At 40.4% G+C, this 15,497-nt stretch carries 16 protein-coding genes; 11 read left to right on the top strand and 5 right to left on the bottom strand.

All coding sequences use genetic code 11. The annotated features are described in order from the left end of the window. Window positions 1-78: 78 nt before the first annotated feature. Both AAEY62_RS07785 and AAEY62_RS07780 read left to right on the top strand, forming a co-directional pair. Window positions 79-846, top strand: a complete 768-nt coding sequence (locus AAEY62_RS07785; RefSeq protein WP_350634763.1) for a hypothetical protein — start codon at window positions 79-81, stop codon at window positions 844-846. Window positions 847-928: 82 nt separating this feature from the next. Next, window positions 929-1,453: a CIA30 family protein gene (locus AAEY62_RS07780; RefSeq protein ID WP_197189398.1), complete on the top strand. Its 525-nt coding sequence runs from the start codon at window positions 929-931 to the stop codon at window positions 1,451-1,453. 21 nt (window positions 1,454-1,474) lie between these two features. Here AAEY62_RS07780 and AAEY62_RS07775 read toward each other — a convergent pair whose 3' ends face one another. The 5 genes from AAEY62_RS07775 to AAEY62_RS07755 form a co-directional block, all read right to left on the bottom strand. After that, window positions 1,475-2,011 (bottom strand): hypothetical protein, encoded by a 537-nt coding sequence (locus AAEY62_RS07775; RefSeq protein WP_350634762.1) that lies wholly within the window; start codon window positions 2,009-2,011, stop codon window positions 1,475-1,477. Window positions 2,012-2,157: 146 nt separating this feature from the next. Next, complete coding sequence (locus AAEY62_RS07770; RefSeq protein WP_182671329.1) at window positions 2,158-2,412, bottom strand: hypothetical protein; 255 nt, start codon at window positions 2,410-2,412, stop codon at window positions 2,158-2,160. Window positions 2,413-2,437: 25 nt separating this feature from the next. Further along, complete coding sequence (gene bamJ, locus AAEY62_RS07765; RefSeq protein WP_007585579.1) at window positions 2,438-2,914, bottom strand: BamJ family beta-barrel-assembly machinery protein; 477 nt, start codon at window positions 2,912-2,914, stop codon at window positions 2,438-2,440. A gap of 2 nt (window positions 2,915-2,916) precedes the next feature. Then, on the bottom strand, window positions 2,917-5,337 hold the full coding sequence (locus tag AAEY62_RS07760) for a Lon protease family protein (RefSeq protein ID WP_350634761.1): 2,421 nt from the start codon (window positions 5,335-5,337) through the stop codon (window positions 2,917-2,919). Between the two features lie 77 nt (window positions 5,338-5,414). Then, on the bottom strand, window positions 5,415-5,873 hold the full coding sequence (locus tag AAEY62_RS07755; RefSeq protein WP_007585575.1) for a zinc ribbon-containing protein: 459 nt from the start codon (window positions 5,871-5,873) through the stop codon (window positions 5,415-5,417). 196 nt (window positions 5,874-6,069) lie between these two features. Between AAEY62_RS07755 and leuS the strand changes: the two genes are divergently transcribed. From leuS to AAEY62_RS07710, 9 genes are read left to right on the top strand one after another with little or no spacing between them, the layout of a single operon-like run. Continuing rightward, window positions 6,070-8,658: a leucine--tRNA ligase gene (leuS, locus tag AAEY62_RS07750; protein ID WP_007585573.1), complete on the top strand. Its 2,589-nt coding sequence runs from the start codon at window positions 6,070-6,072 to the stop codon at window positions 8,656-8,658. Between the two features lies 1 nt (window position 8,659). Next, window positions 8,660-9,151, top strand: a complete 492-nt coding sequence (locus AAEY62_RS07745) for an LPS-assembly lipoprotein LptE (protein WP_010554703.1) — start codon at window positions 8,660-8,662, stop codon at window positions 9,149-9,151. Beyond that, the gene (gene holA, locus AAEY62_RS07740) at window positions 9,151-10,188 is read left to right on the top strand and encodes a DNA polymerase III subunit delta (protein WP_350634760.1); all 1,038 of its coding nucleotides are present in this window, start codon (window positions 9,151-9,153) and stop codon (window positions 10,186-10,188) included. Before AAEY62_RS07745 ends, holA begins: the two co-directional genes overlap by 1 nt. Window positions 10,189-10,209: 21 nt before the next feature. After that, window positions 10,210-10,845: a nicotinate-nucleotide adenylyltransferase gene (nadD, locus tag AAEY62_RS07735; protein ID WP_350634759.1), complete on the top strand. Its 636-nt coding sequence runs from the start codon at window positions 10,210-10,212 to the stop codon at window positions 10,843-10,845. A gap of 55 nt (window positions 10,846-10,900) precedes the next feature. Then, window positions 10,901-11,218: a ribosome silencing factor gene (gene rsfS / locus AAEY62_RS07730; RefSeq protein ID WP_007585564.1), complete on the top strand. Its 318-nt coding sequence runs from the start codon at window positions 10,901-10,903 to the stop codon at window positions 11,216-11,218. Window positions 11,219-11,255: 37 nt separating this feature from the next. Then, window positions 11,256-11,726 carry a 23S rRNA (pseudouridine(1915)-N(3))-methyltransferase RlmH gene (rlmH, locus tag AAEY62_RS07725; RefSeq protein WP_007585562.1) on the top strand — a complete coding sequence of 157 codons (471 nt, stop codon included), beginning with the start codon at window positions 11,256-11,258 and terminating at the stop codon, window positions 11,724-11,726. Between the two features lie 9 nt (window positions 11,727-11,735). Then, the gene (mrdA, locus tag AAEY62_RS07720; protein WP_350634758.1) at window positions 11,736-13,604 is read left to right on the top strand and encodes a penicillin-binding protein 2; all 1,869 of its coding nucleotides are present in this window, start codon (window positions 11,736-11,738) and stop codon (window positions 13,602-13,604) included. Next, on the top strand, window positions 13,601-14,707 hold the full coding sequence (gene rodA, locus AAEY62_RS07715; RefSeq protein WP_007585558.1) for a rod shape-determining protein RodA: 1,107 nt from the start codon (window positions 13,601-13,603) through the stop codon (window positions 14,705-14,707). The genes mrdA and rodA overlap by 4 nt, the downstream gene beginning before the upstream one ends. Then, window positions 14,707-15,471, top strand: a complete 765-nt coding sequence (locus AAEY62_RS07710; RefSeq protein WP_121954930.1) for a septal ring lytic transglycosylase RlpA family protein — start codon at window positions 14,707-14,709, stop codon at window positions 15,469-15,471. Before rodA ends, AAEY62_RS07710 begins: the two co-directional genes overlap by 1 nt. Window positions 15,472-15,497 lie beyond the last annotated feature (26 nt).

Raw genomic sequence — 15,497 nt, 5'->3', positions numbered from 1 at the left:
AAGTAAAACACATTAACTTTAGGTGAACTAAATGTATTTTATTGACTCTTAACAGCACTATTAAGTTGAGGGTTTGATGTGAATAAAGGGAATGCGTGGCCATGGGTTATCTCGTTATGTATACATGGCGTGTTGCTGTACTTATTACTTTCACATAAATTACTTTCGCAAAAAATAAAAGTTGAAGTACCTCCAACAAAAAAAGACACCGTAATAAACGCTTATGTAATGGTTAACTTATCAACGCAACCTAAGTTAAGCACCGTTAACACCACCACTAACGCACCGATTGTTGAGCCTGCAAAGTTAGAGGTAAAAAAAGCACCTGAATCTGTAAGCACCAATAAAATACCTACAACTCAAACACAAGCTACTAAAGCACCCAAACAACGTGACGAAAAACCAAAAACAACAACAGTAACAAAGTCCACTATTACAAATAAATCTCACCCCTCTGCCCACACCATTAATACCAACACGCAAACGTTTAAAAAACTTAACCCGTATGCGCCTATTTATGGCGCACCTATAAATAACTTAACGCATAAAAAAATGGTCACGTTTGGCGAAGCCGATAACTCAGATAGTACTGATGATGCAATAGCTGCCACGCCCACAATTAAATCACCGATTAAATCACAAAAATCGGAAGTTATTAGCCAAAATACAATAGGCACACGACGATTAGAAAAATTTAACGGTAAATGCTATTTAATTGATACTTCAACCGTATTTGGTAGTAATGGCATGCCTCAAGGTAGCGCGCAGACCTGCCCTGGTGAGCAAACTGATGATGAAATATTATTTAATAAAATAATGGATAAGTGGGCTCGTAAAAATAATTAGTTTTAAATTAGTGAACAAATACATTATTAAAGCGTATTAGTTATAAGTACTCCACTTACTTAATGCCAATTAGGAAACACGTATGACAACAAAGCAACTATCATCACTTTTTGTATTTAATTTATTAGTTGTAAGTGCACAAGCGAATGCAAACCAGCGCTGGTACGTTGTTAACGACTCAGTAATGGGCGGTGTATCTAATAGCCAAGTAACACAAACTCAAGAAAGTTTGCTTTTTACAGGCAATGTTTCGCTTGATAATAACGGCGGTTTTGCATCAATACGTACAGAGCTAAATACACAAAGCCAAAATACTAAAGCTATAGCACTGCGCGTTAAAGGGGATGGACAAACCTATCAGCTTAGGCTCAGAACTACCAATTACCTTGATGGCGCAGCGTACACCCACTCATTTAAAACAGTAAAAAATGAATGGGTAGATATAAACTTTGCTCCGAGTGATTTTACTTTAACGTATCGCGGCCGCGTGCTTGAGCAACAACCGATTATTGATTTTGATGATATAAAACAGCTAGGCTTTATGATTGCAGGTAAGCAAGAAGGTAGGTTTAAACTTGAAGTGGGTAAAATTGAGTTTAAAAGCTAACCCACCAGCATGTTGGTGGCGCTAAATAGTATAGTCGTCGCCCCGCCTCTTCATTTCACTAATAACCAGCTCAACCATTTGTTGTTTTATTGCTGCTTGCTCTGACTTTAACTCCCCTAATTGCAGCTCTAACATATCTATTTGCTCTTGCTGTTGCGTGTTTTTGTATTTTTTTGCACCTAGGTGGTCAGCATCTAAAGTTAAACTCGCATCACTTTTATTTAGCTCACTTGCAGAAGTGTTTATAGTTAAACTACGTTGTACGGGGCTTTGTTTAAGTTTATTAATTTGCTCTTGCAGCGCAATAACTCGCCCAGTGAAGTGCTTGTATACTTTTTCTAGGTTTTTATATTGATTGCCAAACGTTGCGTTATCTTCACTATATTCTTGCGCTTTGGTATCTAAAAACTTTGATAACACATATTTTGGCTCTTCCTCATTTTCCTCCTCGCTCTTTTCTTCACTCGCTTTTTCAACAGGTAGTTTATCTGATTGCGCTAAAGTTTGAGTATTTGAGCTGTATACTTGGTATGGAATGGGAGTCGCTAAAATCTTCATTATTTTATCCCTAAAATAGCTTTGTAACTATTATAGGTATCGACCTCGTATTAAAATCCTTGAGTAAATTTTAATGTTAGCTAAAAGCAAAAAGCCCCACTTTATTAAAGCAGGGCTTATACCAATTTATTAAACTAACTCGTTGCTTACTTAGTGTTTTGGTTATCTTGTGAGAGCGCAATAAGTGCAAGCGCCGCATTTAGGCGAGTATTTAAATTATTATAAATAGTCATTCCAAACACACCAATAATACAAACTATTAAACCCATTTGTAGGTTAACGCTCATCTTTAGTAAAAAAACAGCTGCAACGAGTAAGCATAGCGCTAATGCATAAATAATAGATTGAAAGGTAAAGTTAATATCACCTTTGGCTATTTTAAGTAATTCGTCTTTATTCATAATTTACTTCCTTGTTATTTAACCACTAAGACTCAATTGCCAGTAACTCTACTTCAAAAATAAGTACTGAGGCAGGAGGAATACTCCCTACCCGTTTTTCGCCGTACGCTAATTGGTGCGGTACATATAGCGTGTATTTATCGCCAGGGCTCATAAGTTGTAAGCCCTCAGTCCAACCTTTAATAACTTGGTGCAAACCAAAGCTAATAGGTGTTTTACGCTCTACTGAACTGTCAAACACAGTGCCGTCGATTAGTGTGCCGTGGTAATGCACGTTAACCATACTTTTGGGGGTTGGTGTGTTTTCGTTTTCGCTTTTATGGATTACTTTATACTGCAAGCCAGAAGTCGTTTCTACTACACCTTCTACCTTTGCGTTAGCGGCTAAATAATCTGCACCTATTTGTGCATTTATGCCTGCTTGTTGTTTTGCTTTTTTACTATTTTGAAATATTAAAAAACAAAAAATGGCGATAACTACCGCCAAAATTATATTAATCATCATTAACCTTTTTCGTTGTCTAGCTCTTCGTCTTTTTCGTCATCATCGCCGTTTACTATGTCGGCAATCTCTTTAAGACGAGCAAGTGCAATACCGTTTACTGAGTTTTCTGGATACTGGTCATCAATAATATCGCCAGCTTCTATATCCATTAACAAGTTAAGCGCTTGGTCTACGGTTTCAACTGCGTAAATATTAAATTTACCCGCTTCAACTGCATTAAGTATTTCGTCATCAAGCACTAAGTTAACTTGGTTTGATTTAGGAATGATAACGCCTTGCGAACCTGTTAAACCACGCATTTTACACAGTTTAAAAAAGCCTTCTATTTTTTCGTTTACGCCACCAATGGCTTGTACATCACCATGTTGGTTTATAGAGCCTGTAAGCGCAATTGATTGGCTAATAGGTAGGCTTGTAATAGACGAAATAAGCGCACACAACTCTGCTAAAGATGCGCTATCGCCATCTATGTAACCATAGCTTTGCTCAATGGCAATATTAGCGCTAAGCGTTAAGCTAAAGTGCTGCGCATATTTATTACCTAAATAACCGGTAAGCAACATAACACCTTTTGAGTGAATTGCTTTACCAAGCTCAGCTTCGCGTTCAACATCTATTACGCCATCGGCGCCAGCATAAACAGTTGCCGTAATACGCGCAGGGGTACCAAATGAGGTATCGCCAATGTGTAATACGGTTAAGCCATTTACTTTACCAATGGCTTGGCCATCGGTTGCAATAAGTGTGTGACCTTCTTTTATATCACTGAGCATATTTTCGCTAATTTGGCCGGTACGGTATTGCTTGCCTTCAATGGCTTCGTCAATATGGTGCGCGTCAATAACGGCTAATTTGTCTTGCTTTGCGTAGTAACTGGCCTCTGCAATAAGTTCAAGTACATCAGCAAAACGCGCTGATAATTTATTTTGATGCTCAGCTTGGCGGTAACTAAATTTAAGTAAACGCACCATAGCAGCCTGCGTTGCAGTGCACTTTAATGTTTGCTCGCAATACTCGGTTACTTTAGTAATAAACTGGTATTGCAATTTATCGCTACTTGGCAAGTAGTAATCGAAGTCGGCTAATACTCTAAATAGCTCTGCAAATTCTTCATCGTATTCACCTATGGTGTAGTACAACTCGCGCGAACCTAATAAAATAATTTTAACATCAAGCGGTATAAGCTGCGGGCGAAGTGTAAAGCTCGTCCCTACTGTGCTGTCTTGATACGGTAAGTCGTTTTTAATTTGATGTGTTTTTAACGCAAGTTTTAAACCATCCCACACTTGTGGGTTTGCCATGATTTTTTCAGCGTCCATAATTAAATAGCCGCCATTAGCACGATGCAATGCACCAGCCTGAATTGAGCGATAACAGGTAATTAAAGAGCCTTGCGATGTTGAGTACTCAATTTTGCCAAATATATTGCCAAACGTTGGGTTGGGCTCGTACACAACCGGTGCTGCGTCGTCCTCTTTAAACTCAACTAAAATGTTAGGTGCAAAAAAGTCGGTAAGCATGCCTTTGCGATCAAAGTCTTCTTTGCTTTCTTCACTTTCATCTTCGTCATCTAGCCATTCAAGTACCGCGTCTATAATTTCAACGCGTATATCTTTTAAATAGCGCAGTACACCAATATGCGTGGCATATTTATGTTCTAAGTCTTTTAAAAGTGGTTTAGTGGCTTGCTCTGCAGTCGATTTTTTAAGATTGCGTTGTTTTTCTTTTGATTCGCGTTTCCAACGTGGCAGCTCTATTAACGCTTCTATTAATGCATCTTCTAGCTTTTCAATTTTTTCAAAAAACTCTTCACGTAACGTTTCTTCAAGTTCGCCAAATTCGCTGTCGCTTAATTGTTTACCATCTACAAGTGGTGCAAACCCTACTGAATTTTTTTCTTCAACTAATGCAACGCTTTGCTCAAACGCCGCAATTTCTAGTGCGGTAATAGCACTGTCGTAGGCATCGTTAAATTCACGATCGATTGATTTTTTCTTACGCTGATACGCTGGGTTATCAAATGCCGCAGGAAAGGTGTCGAGTACTTCATCTAAAAATGAATCTATGTCGTCACTAAGTTGCTTGCTTTGGCCTGGTTGCATAAACAGCGCAATAGGTTCTCTGTGGTCATCGTAATTGTTTACGTATAACCATTCGTTTGGCGTTGAGCGGTCTTTTGCGTGTTGTTTAAGTTTATCTTTAACAAGCGTAAAGCGCCCGTGAGCGGCCTCGCCCATTACATAAACGTTGTAACCCGGCAGTTCCATCCCTAATGAAAAATCTAAAGCACTTTGGGCGCGTTGTTGGCCTATAAACGTAAGTTGCTCTGGGTATGGATTGTTCATACACGTGTTTACGTGATTAGTAGAAATACTCGGTGCGAGCTTTGAAACAGATAGTGGCAGCAATTTTTTCGTCATTCTAACTTCTTTTTTTACCAGCATATTCGCTGGCCTTTGGGCGTATTAAGTGGCCCGCAGCCACTTAATACTTATATTTAAGGGTGCAGTGCCTTACGACTAAAATAGATTCCATCACATTCAATACACGGTGTAATTTGTGTAGCGTGATAAACATCGTAACTATGGGTGCAATTCTTACATACTAATGTGCCCATGGCTATCCATTCGCCTGCGTGGTACACACCATTGTGCTTAAAATCTTGGCTAAGAGATTGCCACTCAAGTTGAGTTTTATCTTCTATGTGCGAAAGTTCAAACCAAAGAGACTCTTTAAGCTCTTGCCATGCAAGCGAATTATAGTGTGATTCGTTCTCTACTATATGTTCAATATCATTCTTTAAATAACTTTTGTAGAGCTCATATCTTTCTTGACTTAAATCTTTAAGCGCCTGCTCAGATTCAACAAACCCAGAAACCACATCTTTTAAACCATGCTCTTTCACATCTTTTATCCAATGGGTAAAACTGCTAAGCCATGTTTTGTAATCAGTCATTTTTTACTCCTTCAAAATTGCTGTTAAATCAGTCTGTAACTTATGCCTTTAGCTAACCACACTATAAAAAGGCAGGTTAACCTGCACTGAAAGTTACAATTTAATAAAAGCATGTTTTTGACGCTGTGAATAGTGTTTTATTTGGGGTATCCTAACGGCAATTTTTTATTAGTTTGCAAGAAGTCTGGAACCATAGATGCAAGAGCAATATAACCCGCAAGATATAGAGTCAAAAGTACAAAGCTACTGGGAAGAAAACCAGGTATTTAAAGTCACTGAAGATGAGAGCAAAGAAAAGTATTACTGCCTTTCTATGTTCCCTTATCCGAGTGGTCGACTGCATATGGGTCATGTGCGTAACTACACCATTGGTGATGTTGTTTCTCGTTTCCAGCGCCTGCAAGGCAAAAACGTAATGCAACCTATGGGTTGGGATGCGTTTGGTTTACCTGCAGAAAACGCTGCTATTAAAAACAAAACAGCACCAGCTAAGTGGACATACGAAAATATTGATTACATGCGTACTCAACTTAAGCAATTAGGTTTTGGTTATGACTGGGATCGCGAAATTGCGACATGTCATCCAGAATACTACAAGTGGGAGCAGTGGTTTTTCACTAAGCTTTACGAAAAAGGCCTAGTGTATAAAAAAATGTCGACAGTTAACTGGGATCCAGTAGATCAAACAGTACTCGCTAACGAGCAAGTTATTGACGGTCGCGGTTGGCGTTCAGGCGCTGTGGTTGAGCAAAAAGAAATTCCACAGTGGTTTATTAAAATTACCGACTACGCACAAGAGCTACTTGACGATTTAGACAAGTTAGAAGATTGGCCAGAGCAAGTTAAAACAATGCAGCGCAACTGGATTGGCCGCTCTGAAGGGTGTGATATTGAATTTAAACGCACCGATAACGACGAAACATTTAGCGTATACACAACTCGTCCAGATACCTTTATGGGTGTTACGTATGTTGCTGTTGCTGGTGGTCACCCTATTGCGCAAGAAGCCGCTAAAAATAGCGATGCTATTGCAATGTTTGTTGAAGAATGCAAAAACACCAAAGTTGCCGAAGCAGACATGGCAACAATGGAGAAAAAAGGCATAGCAACAGGCTTTTACGCCACTCACCCATTAACGGGCGAGCAAGTACCAATTTGGGTTGCTAACTTTGTATTAATGCATTATGGCTCAGGCGCTGTAATGGCAGTACCTGCACACGATCAACGCGACTTTGAGTTTGCAACAGCGTACGGCCTAGATATAAAACAAGTCATTGCGCCTGCTGAAGGTTCAGATCTTGAAGTAAACCTAAAAGAATCAGCATTTACCGATAAAGGCGTACTTGTAAATTCGGGTGAATTTAACGGCCTTGATTTTGAAGCTGGTTTTAAAGCTATTGCCGATAAATTAGAAGCACTCGGTGTTGGTGAGCGTAAAGTAAACTTCCGCCTGCGTGACTGGGGTGTGAGCCGTCAGCGCTATTGGGGTTCTCCTATTCCAATGCTTAGCGATGAAGATGGTAAAGAACTTGCTGCAACAGAAGATATGCTACCAGTTCGCTTACCAGAAGATGTGGTAATGAACGGTGTAACTTCACCACTTAAAGCAGACCCAGAGTGGGCTAAAACAACAGTAAATGGCGCACCTGCGTTTCACGAAACTGATACGTTTGACACCTTTATGGAATCGTCTTGGTACTACGCACGCTACTGTAGCCCACGCTACGACGAAGGCATGCTAGATCCAGCGGCTGCTAACTACTGGTTACCAGTAAACCAATACATTGGTGGTATTGAGCATGCAATTTTACATTTATTGTACTCACGCTTTTTCCATAAATTATTACGTGACTTTGGTTTAGTTAATTCAGACGAGCCGTTTGACCGCTTACTTTGTCAAGGTATGGTACTTGCTGAAACATTTTATCGTAAAGATGAAAAAGGCGGCGACATTTGGATTTCGCCAACTGATGTAAACACCGAAACCGACGAAAAAGGCCGCGTTACTAAAGCATGGCATAAGGAAGACGGCGAGCCGGTATTCTCATCAGGCATGAGCAAAATGTCTAAGTCTAAAAACAATGGTATAGACCCACAACATGTAATTGCCCAGTATGGTGCAGATACAGTGCGTTTATTCATGATGTTTACAGCACCACCAGAGCAAACGCTTGAATGGTCAGACTCAGGCGTTGAAGGCGCACATCGTTTCTTAAAACGTGTATGGAAATACGCGGTAGACGTTAAAACAGTAGGTTACCAAGCACTTGATAAATCAGCGCTAACTAACCCGCAAAAAGTACTACGTCGCGACTTACACAAAGCAATTGCTAAAGTGACTGATGATGTTGAACGTCGTCAAACCTTTAACACCGCTATTGCAGCCATTATGGAGCTTTCTAATAAGTTATTAAAAGCACCACTGAGCGACAAACAAGATGTAGCGATTGCTAACGAAGCACTTGAAGCATTAGTTATTATGCTTGCACCTATTACTCCGCATTTATCGCATGAGCTTTGGAAAGAGCTTGGTAAAAAAGGCGAGATTTTAGATGCTGCATGGCCAAAAGTTGACGAGTCTGCACTTGTTGAAGATGAAAAACTAATCATCGTACAAGTAAACGGCAAGCTTCGCGCTAAGTTAACAGTAGCTGCTGGTGCAACTCAAGAGCAAGTAGAAGCCCTTGCGTTTGCAGAATCTAACGTAACTAAATTTACTGATGGCTCAACCATTCGTAAAATCATTTACGTACCAGGCAAGCTACTTAACGTGGTAGCTAACTAATATGGCTGCATTTAACGCCATTAAAAATGGACTAGCCTTAGTGCTAGTCTGTTTTTTGTTATCAAGCTGTGGCTTTCATTTAAAAAAAGCCTCTAGCCTGCCTGATAACTTAAAACAGCTAACACTTGTAGGCGATGACGAAAAATCGACTTTATTCACTGAGCTTAAAAAAGAGCTTAAAGCGAGTAACGTAGAGTTAGTATCGTCAGCTAAAGATAAAGCCCAATTGTACTTACGCAAAGAAAGCATTGAACGCCAAACACTTTCGCTGTTTCAAAACGGCCAAGTTGCTGAATATGAGCTCGCTTATGGCGTATCGTATGTAGTTAAACGCCCAGGTGAAAAAGCGATAGAAAAACGTTTTGAGCTTTACCGTAATTATCAAGACGATCCGGATCATGCATTAGCAAAAGCAAAAGAGCTTGAGCTACTTATTAGCGAAATTCGTGAGCAAGCCAGTCGTCGTATTGTTAGAGAGCTGTCGCAACTATAATGCGCTGCTACGCTAATCAACTACCGAGTGAATTAAATAAAGGGCTAAAGCCCTTTTATTTAGTATTTGGAGAAGAGCCTTTTCAAGAAGCGCAGTGCGTACAACAAATTCGCGACAGTGCTAAGCAACAAGGTTTTGATGAAGTAATTAAGTTTACTTTAATGCAAGGATTCGATTGGCAAGAAATTATAGCCCAATACCAAAGTATGTCGCTGTTTAGCGCCCGCACTATTATTGAGCTTGATTTAAACCAACAAAAGCCAGGCGTTATTGGCAGCAACACCTTTAAAAAAGTAGTTGAACTGGTTAATCCCGATACTATTTTAATTGTTAAAGGCGCTAAAGCCAGCCAAGAAGTACAACGTGGAGCATGGTTTAAAGCCCTTGATAAGCAAGGTGTATTTGTACCTTGCTACCCGCTTACGGGCTCTCATGTAAAACGATGGCTTGATGAGCAATGCCAACGTTTATCACTTAATATGCAAAGCGACGCCAAAGTAAGCTTAATAAATGCCACCGAAGGCAACTTGTTAGCCTGTTTTCAGGAACTTGAGAAGCTCTCGCTACTGCACGGCAATGCATTAATTACTCAGCAATTAGTAATGCAAGGTCTGTTAAACCAAGCCAAGTTTGATATTTTTGATTTAAGCGATGCGCTATTAAATGGTCACGCGAAACAAGCTATAAAAGTATTAAACAAACTTGCCAGCGATAACACCGAAGTGGTGAGTATTTTGTGGGCTATAACCAAAGAGCTTAATACACTTATAAGTGTGCAACTTGGTTTACTGAATGGCGAACCTATCGCTAATTTATTTAAACAAAAAGCAATTTGGAAAAACCAACAAGGTCCAGTTCAAAATGCTATTAACCGTTTAAACATGCATACACTAGAACAAATAAACAATGATGTTGCGTTGTTTGATGCCAGTTACAAGCAAGGTAATTTAATTGCACCTTACCAAGCGCTTGCTCATATTTGTATTAAATTTTGCCAGCCGCTCAACATTCCTATGCCGTGCCACGCGGTTAATTAATAAATAGCTAATGGGTGTTAAATGATCGCAATTTTTGGTGGCACTTTCGACCCAGTCCATTTAGGCCATCTAAATATGGCGCAGCAATGCGTTAATGCGTTTAATTTGGATACGCTTTATTTTATGCCCTGTGCATTACCTGCACATAAAGCAGCTCCGGGTATTAGTGCAGTGCACCGAATTAATATGCTCAACGCAGCTATTGCTCCTTATCCTCATTTTGAACTCGATTTAAGAGAACTTAATCGAACCGGTCCATCGTATTCGTTGCTGAGCTTACAAGAACTTCGTAAAGAGCACCCCACTACACCTATTTTATTTTTAATTGGTATGGACTCATTTAACAACCTAGATAAGTGGTTTGAGTGGAAGGCAATAACGCAGCTTTGCCATATTGTGGTGTACCAGCGTCCTGCTCAACATTGCACTGTAACAGGTGAGCTCAAAAGCTATATGCAACGCGCAAATGCCGGCGAAGTAGCGGCACTTAAACACTCACTTGCAGGTAAACTTTATTTTTTACCGGGCGAAATGCTCGATGCGGCCTCAAGCACCATTCGCGAACAACTGAAAAAAAGTAATAAAAAGAATGAACTATTGCCTGATGCAGTGAGTCATTACATAGAAGTGCATCAGCTCTATCAAATTGATGCTTAAAAACTCCTAGCGTGTTAAAATGCGCGCCATTAAATTTTTAAATTGAGACAAAACCTTGGATTCAAAACAACTACTCGCCTTTGCTATGGACAAAATTGACGATATGAAAGCGCGTGACATCGTTCATATTGACGTTACTGGAACATCAGATATCACAGATTACATGGTAATTTGTTCTGGTACTTCTAAACGCCACGTACAGTCAATTGCCGATCACTTAGCAAAAGAAGCGCGTCATGCAGATTCAGAGCCATTAGGTTATGAAGGTGAAGGCGACGGCGAATGGGCACTGGTTGATTTAGGTGATGTGGTTGTACACGTGATGCAAAACGAAGCACGTAGCTATTACGATCTAGAAAAACTGTGGGGCTAAACGCTCACTCATTTTAGACAATGCTTGGAAGTAATACGTGAAAATACAAATGATTGCTGTTGGTACTAAAATGCCAGCATGGGTAGAAACGGGATTTGCAGAATATCAGCGCCGCTTCCCTAAAGATATGGCCCTAGAGTTAATTGAAATTCAAGCCGGAAAACGTGGTAAAAATGCAGATATAAAACGTATTTTACACATTGAAGGTGAAAAAACATTAGCGGCTATTCCAAAAGGCAATCGTATTGTAACGTTAGAGGTAACAGGGAAAGCGCTGGATACTCACCAACTTGCTAAAAATATGGAAAAATGGCAACTCGATGGCCGCGATGTAAGTTTACTTATTGGCGGACCTGAAGGACTTGCTCCAGAGTGCATTGCAGCTTCTGAGCAAAAATGGTCGTTATCTAATTTAACATTGCCGCACCCTTTGGTGCGTATAATTGTTGCAGAGAGCCTTTACCGAGGCTGGAGCTTAAATAACAACCATCCTTATCATCGCGAGTAACCCCTTGCCATGCTAAAACATAGACCCACTATTCGTGACCACTCCGCAGAAGCAAACTTATTTGCTAGGCGAGCATTCGTGGGTTTTGTTTTTGTATTAGGATTAGTCGCTGTATTACTTTCTAATCTTTATACTATTCAGGTAGAAGATCACCAAGACTACCAAACCCGCTCCAACGATAACCGCATTAAAGTTATTCCTATTGCACCCAACCGTGGTTTAATTTACGACCGTAACGGTGTGCTACTTGCTGAAAACAAACCTGTTTACAACCTTGAAGTCATCCCCGAAGAGGTAGATGACCTTGACGAATCGCTTGATCAAATAAGTAAAATAATTGCGATTACAGAGCAAGATAAACAAGACTTTTTAAAAGATATAAAACACACCCGTCGTTTTAAATCACAAGTATTAAAAGCCCGCTTAGACGAAACAGAAGTGGCGAAATTTTCGGTTAATCAACATAAATTCCCTGGTTTTAGTATTGAGGCACGTCTGGCTCGCTACTACCCATTTGGTGACACGCTAACGCATGCGCTTGGATATGTTGCCAAGCTTAATAGAAAAGAGCTAAACCAATTAGAACAAGAAGATCGTGCAACCAATTACCGTGCTACATATGATATTGGCAAGCTCGGATTAGAAAAATACTATGAAGAGACATTGCACGGTAAAGTGGGCTCACAACGGGTAGAAGTTAATAACCGTGGCCGTGTAATTCGCACTCTAAGCATGACCCAGCCACGACCTGGTAGCGATTTAGTACTTACCTTAGACATTGGCTTGCAACAAATTGCACAGCATGGGCTTAAAGATATGCGTGGCGCTGTTGTAGTTATGGATGCTAAAGATGGTGGCGTGCTGGCACTTTATTCAAACCCAAGTTACGACCCAAATTTATTTGTACACGGCATTAGCAGCAAAAATTATAAAGCGTTACTTAACCAAGACCGTCCGTTAATAAACCGTACTACGCAAGGTCGTTATGCGCCTGCCTCTACAGTAAAGCCCTTAATGGCTGTATTAGCGCTTGAAGAAAATATAGTAAATGAATCAACATCAATGTGGGATCCTGGTTTTTTTCAAATTCCAAATGTTGAACACAAATGGCGAGATTGGAAACGTTGGGGCCATGGTCATGTGGATGTATACAAGGCGATTGAAGAGTCGTGCGATACCTATTTTTACGATGCGGCTTATCGATTAGGTATTACTAAAATCAGTGATTTTATGGCCCGTTTTGGCTACGGCGATTTGTCAGGTATTGATATTCATGAAGAAACTACTGCTATTCTACCTTCAAAAGAATGGAAAGAAGGACGCTTTAAAGAGTCTTGGTGGCGTGGTGATACTATTTCGGTAGGTATTGGTCAAGGTTACTGGACTGCTACACCAATTCAAATTGCAAATGCGACTAACATATTAGTTAATCGTGGTATTAATCATCCACCTCATTTGGTGCAAGTAATAAAAAAAGATAGCGACATAACGCAAATTAACAACGAAGAAAAACCTCCTGTTATTTTAAAAGATCCACGCCATTGGCAGGTATCGTTAGATGCAATGCATAATACAGTTCAAAAAATATCAGGCACAGCGCACAAAGCATTTAAAGGCACTAACTACGACTCGGCTGGTAAAACGGGTACTGCACAGGTAGTTAGTATTGCCCAAGGTGAACGCTACGATGCAGAATCGCTTAAAGAGCGCCAGCGTGACAACACAATTTACGTAGGGTTTGCACCTTACAACGATCCTAAAATTGTGGTTTCTGTTGTATTAGAAAACAACCACGGTGGTATTCAAATTGCTCGCCAACTTATGGATTACTACTTTGCAGCCAATCCAGTTAATCTTGCAAGGAACGATACACCATGACCGCTTTGCACGATAAACGCTCTATTTGGATGCGTATGCATCTAGACCTACCACTGCTTATTGCATTACTCATAATGATGGCTGGTAGCATAATGGTTGTTTACAGCGCAAGCGGCCAAGACTCTTCAATGATGATTAGGCACATGACTCGTATGGGCGGTGCGGTTGTTGCTATGGTTGTTTTGGCCCAGTTTTCGCCTGCCACATTAAAGCGTTTAGTGATCCCACTTTATTGCGTTGGTTTATTAATGCTAGTGGGTGTACTTTTATTTGGCGTAAGCTCAAAAGGCGCACAGCGATGGCTCGATTTAGGGGTGACACGGTTTCAACCTGCAGAATTAATGAAGTTGGCAGTCCCGATGATGGTAGCTTGGTATATAGGGCGTAACCACTTACCTCCTCGGCCAATGCACTTAATTATTGGCTTTATGATTGTAATGCTCCCTACATTATTAATTAAAGAACAACCCGATTTAGGTACCGCTATACTTATTGCAAGTTCAGGTATATTTGTTTTGTTTTTGTCTGGATTAAGTTGGCGTTTAATCGGCTTTTTAAGCTCTATTGTAGCGCTTGCCGCATGGCCATTTTGGCACTACGGTATGCACGATTATCAAAAGCAGCGTGTACTCACCTTTTTAGACCCTGAGAGCGATCCGCTCGGTTCGGGTTATCATATTATTCAATCTAAAATTGCTATTGGCTCAGGCGGTATAGAAGGTAAAGGCTGGCTGCTTGGTACGCAATCGCAATTAGAATTTTTGCCAGAGCGCCACACCGACTTTATATTTTCGGTTTTAAGCGAAGAATTTGGTTTATTTGGCGTATGTGTTTTACTTAGTCTCTATTTATTTATTATTGGCCGTGGTTTATACATTGCTGTTAATGCACAAGATGCATTTGGTAAATTGCTCGCAGGCGCACTCACCCTCACCTTTTTTGTGTACGTATTTGTAAACATAGGCATGGTATCGGGTTTATTACCTGTTGTAGGCGTACCTTTACCACTGATTAGTTATGGTGGTACATCGATGGTGACGTTAATGGCAGGATTTGGCATTATTATGTCAATCGCAACAGATAAAAGGATGCTTTTAAAATAATGCGACACACTAATCAGCTTATATTTACCACGTTATTAATTTTGCTTTTAAGTGCATGTAGTAGCGGCTCAAGTAGCCGTTATAGCATGCGTCATGATGCAGCGCCATTAAGAGCCCCAACTACACTTGAGATGCAAGACGCTATAGTTACCGAAGTAACTAAAAGTGCCAGCGCCAGCCGTCCGTATACAGTGCTTGGTAAAAGTTATTCGCCCATGCTTGATGAGACTGGCTTTAGCGAGGAAGGTGTTGCCTCTTGGTATGGTCGTAAATTTCATGGTTATCACACCTCAAATGGTGAAACGTACGATATGTTTGCCATGACCGCAGCGCATAAAACGCTGCCACTACCTAGCTTTGTTAAAGTAACCAATACAGCAAATGGTAAGTCGGTAATCGTACGCGTGAACGATCGGGGCCCGTTTCATGACGATAGAATAATTGACCTTTCGTACGCAGCCGCTTACAAGCTTGGCTATTACACCCATGGTACAGCAAAGGTTAAGCTAGAAGCCGTTACGCTTGCGGGCGCAACTGCGCGTCAAACTTATATTCAGGTAGCTGCAGGTAGTACACTTGCTAATATTGAAGCGCTTGCCAGCACATTGCGAGAGCAATACAAATTACCAACAAATATCGTTCAAAAAGACGACATTTACAGACTGCATTTAGGGCCAATAAAAGACACCCCTCATGCAGACGAAGTATTAAAAAAATTAAAACAAAATCAATTTCAAAACGCGTTCTTGCTTTACACTCAGTAAGACCTTTAGAATGGCGTAACGCGAAT

It is taken from the genome of Pseudoalteromonas sp. GW168-MNA-CIBAN-0100, from assembly GCF_040309225.1.
Classification (GTDB): Bacteria; Pseudomonadota; Gammaproteobacteria; order Enterobacterales; family Alteromonadaceae; genus Pseudoalteromonas; species Pseudoalteromonas arctica.
The sequence above is the reverse complement of the archived record's forward strand: the minus strand, read 5'-3'. Positions and strand labels throughout refer to the sequence as shown.

Coding starts and splice junctions, on each gene's coding strand:
- AAEY62_RS07780 (WP_197189398.1), top strand. CDS start 929: ATGACAACAAAGCAACTATCATCACTTTTTGTATTTAATTTATTAGTT.
- AAEY62_RS07775 (WP_350634762.1), bottom strand. CDS start 2,011: ATGAAGATTTTAGCGACTCCCATTCCATACCAAGTATACAGCTCAAAT.
- AAEY62_RS07770 (WP_182671329.1), bottom strand. CDS start 2,412: ATGAATAAAGACGAATTACTTAAAATAGCCAAAGGTGATATTAACTTT.
- bamJ (WP_007585579.1), bottom strand. CDS start 2,914: ATGATTAATATAATTTTGGCGGTAGTTATCGCCATTTTTTGTTTTTTA.
- AAEY62_RS07760 (WP_350634761.1), bottom strand. CDS start 5,337: ATGACGAAAAAATTGCTGCCACTATCTGTTTCAAAGCTCGCACCGAGT.
- AAEY62_RS07755 (WP_007585575.1), bottom strand. CDS start 5,873: ATGACTGATTACAAAACATGGCTTAGCAGTTTTACCCATTGGATAAAA.
- leuS (WP_007585573.1), top strand. CDS start 6,070: ATGCAAGAGCAATATAACCCGCAAGATATAGAGTCAAAAGTACAAAGC.
- AAEY62_RS07745 (WP_010554703.1), top strand. CDS start 8,660: ATGGCTGCATTTAACGCCATTAAAAATGGACTAGCCTTAGTGCTAGTC.
- holA (WP_350634760.1), top strand. CDS start 9,151: ATGCGCTGCTACGCTAATCAACTACCGAGTGAATTAAATAAAGGGCTA.
- nadD (WP_350634759.1), top strand. CDS start 10,210: ATGATCGCAATTTTTGGTGGCACTTTCGACCCAGTCCATTTAGGCCAT.
- mrdA (WP_350634758.1), top strand. CDS start 11,736: ATGCTAAAACATAGACCCACTATTCGTGACCACTCCGCAGAAGCAAAC.
- rodA (WP_007585558.1), top strand. CDS start 13,601: ATGACCGCTTTGCACGATAAACGCTCTATTTGGATGCGTATGCATCTA.
- AAEY62_RS07710 (WP_121954930.1), top strand. CDS start 14,707: ATGCGACACACTAATCAGCTTATATTTACCACGTTATTAATTTTGCTT.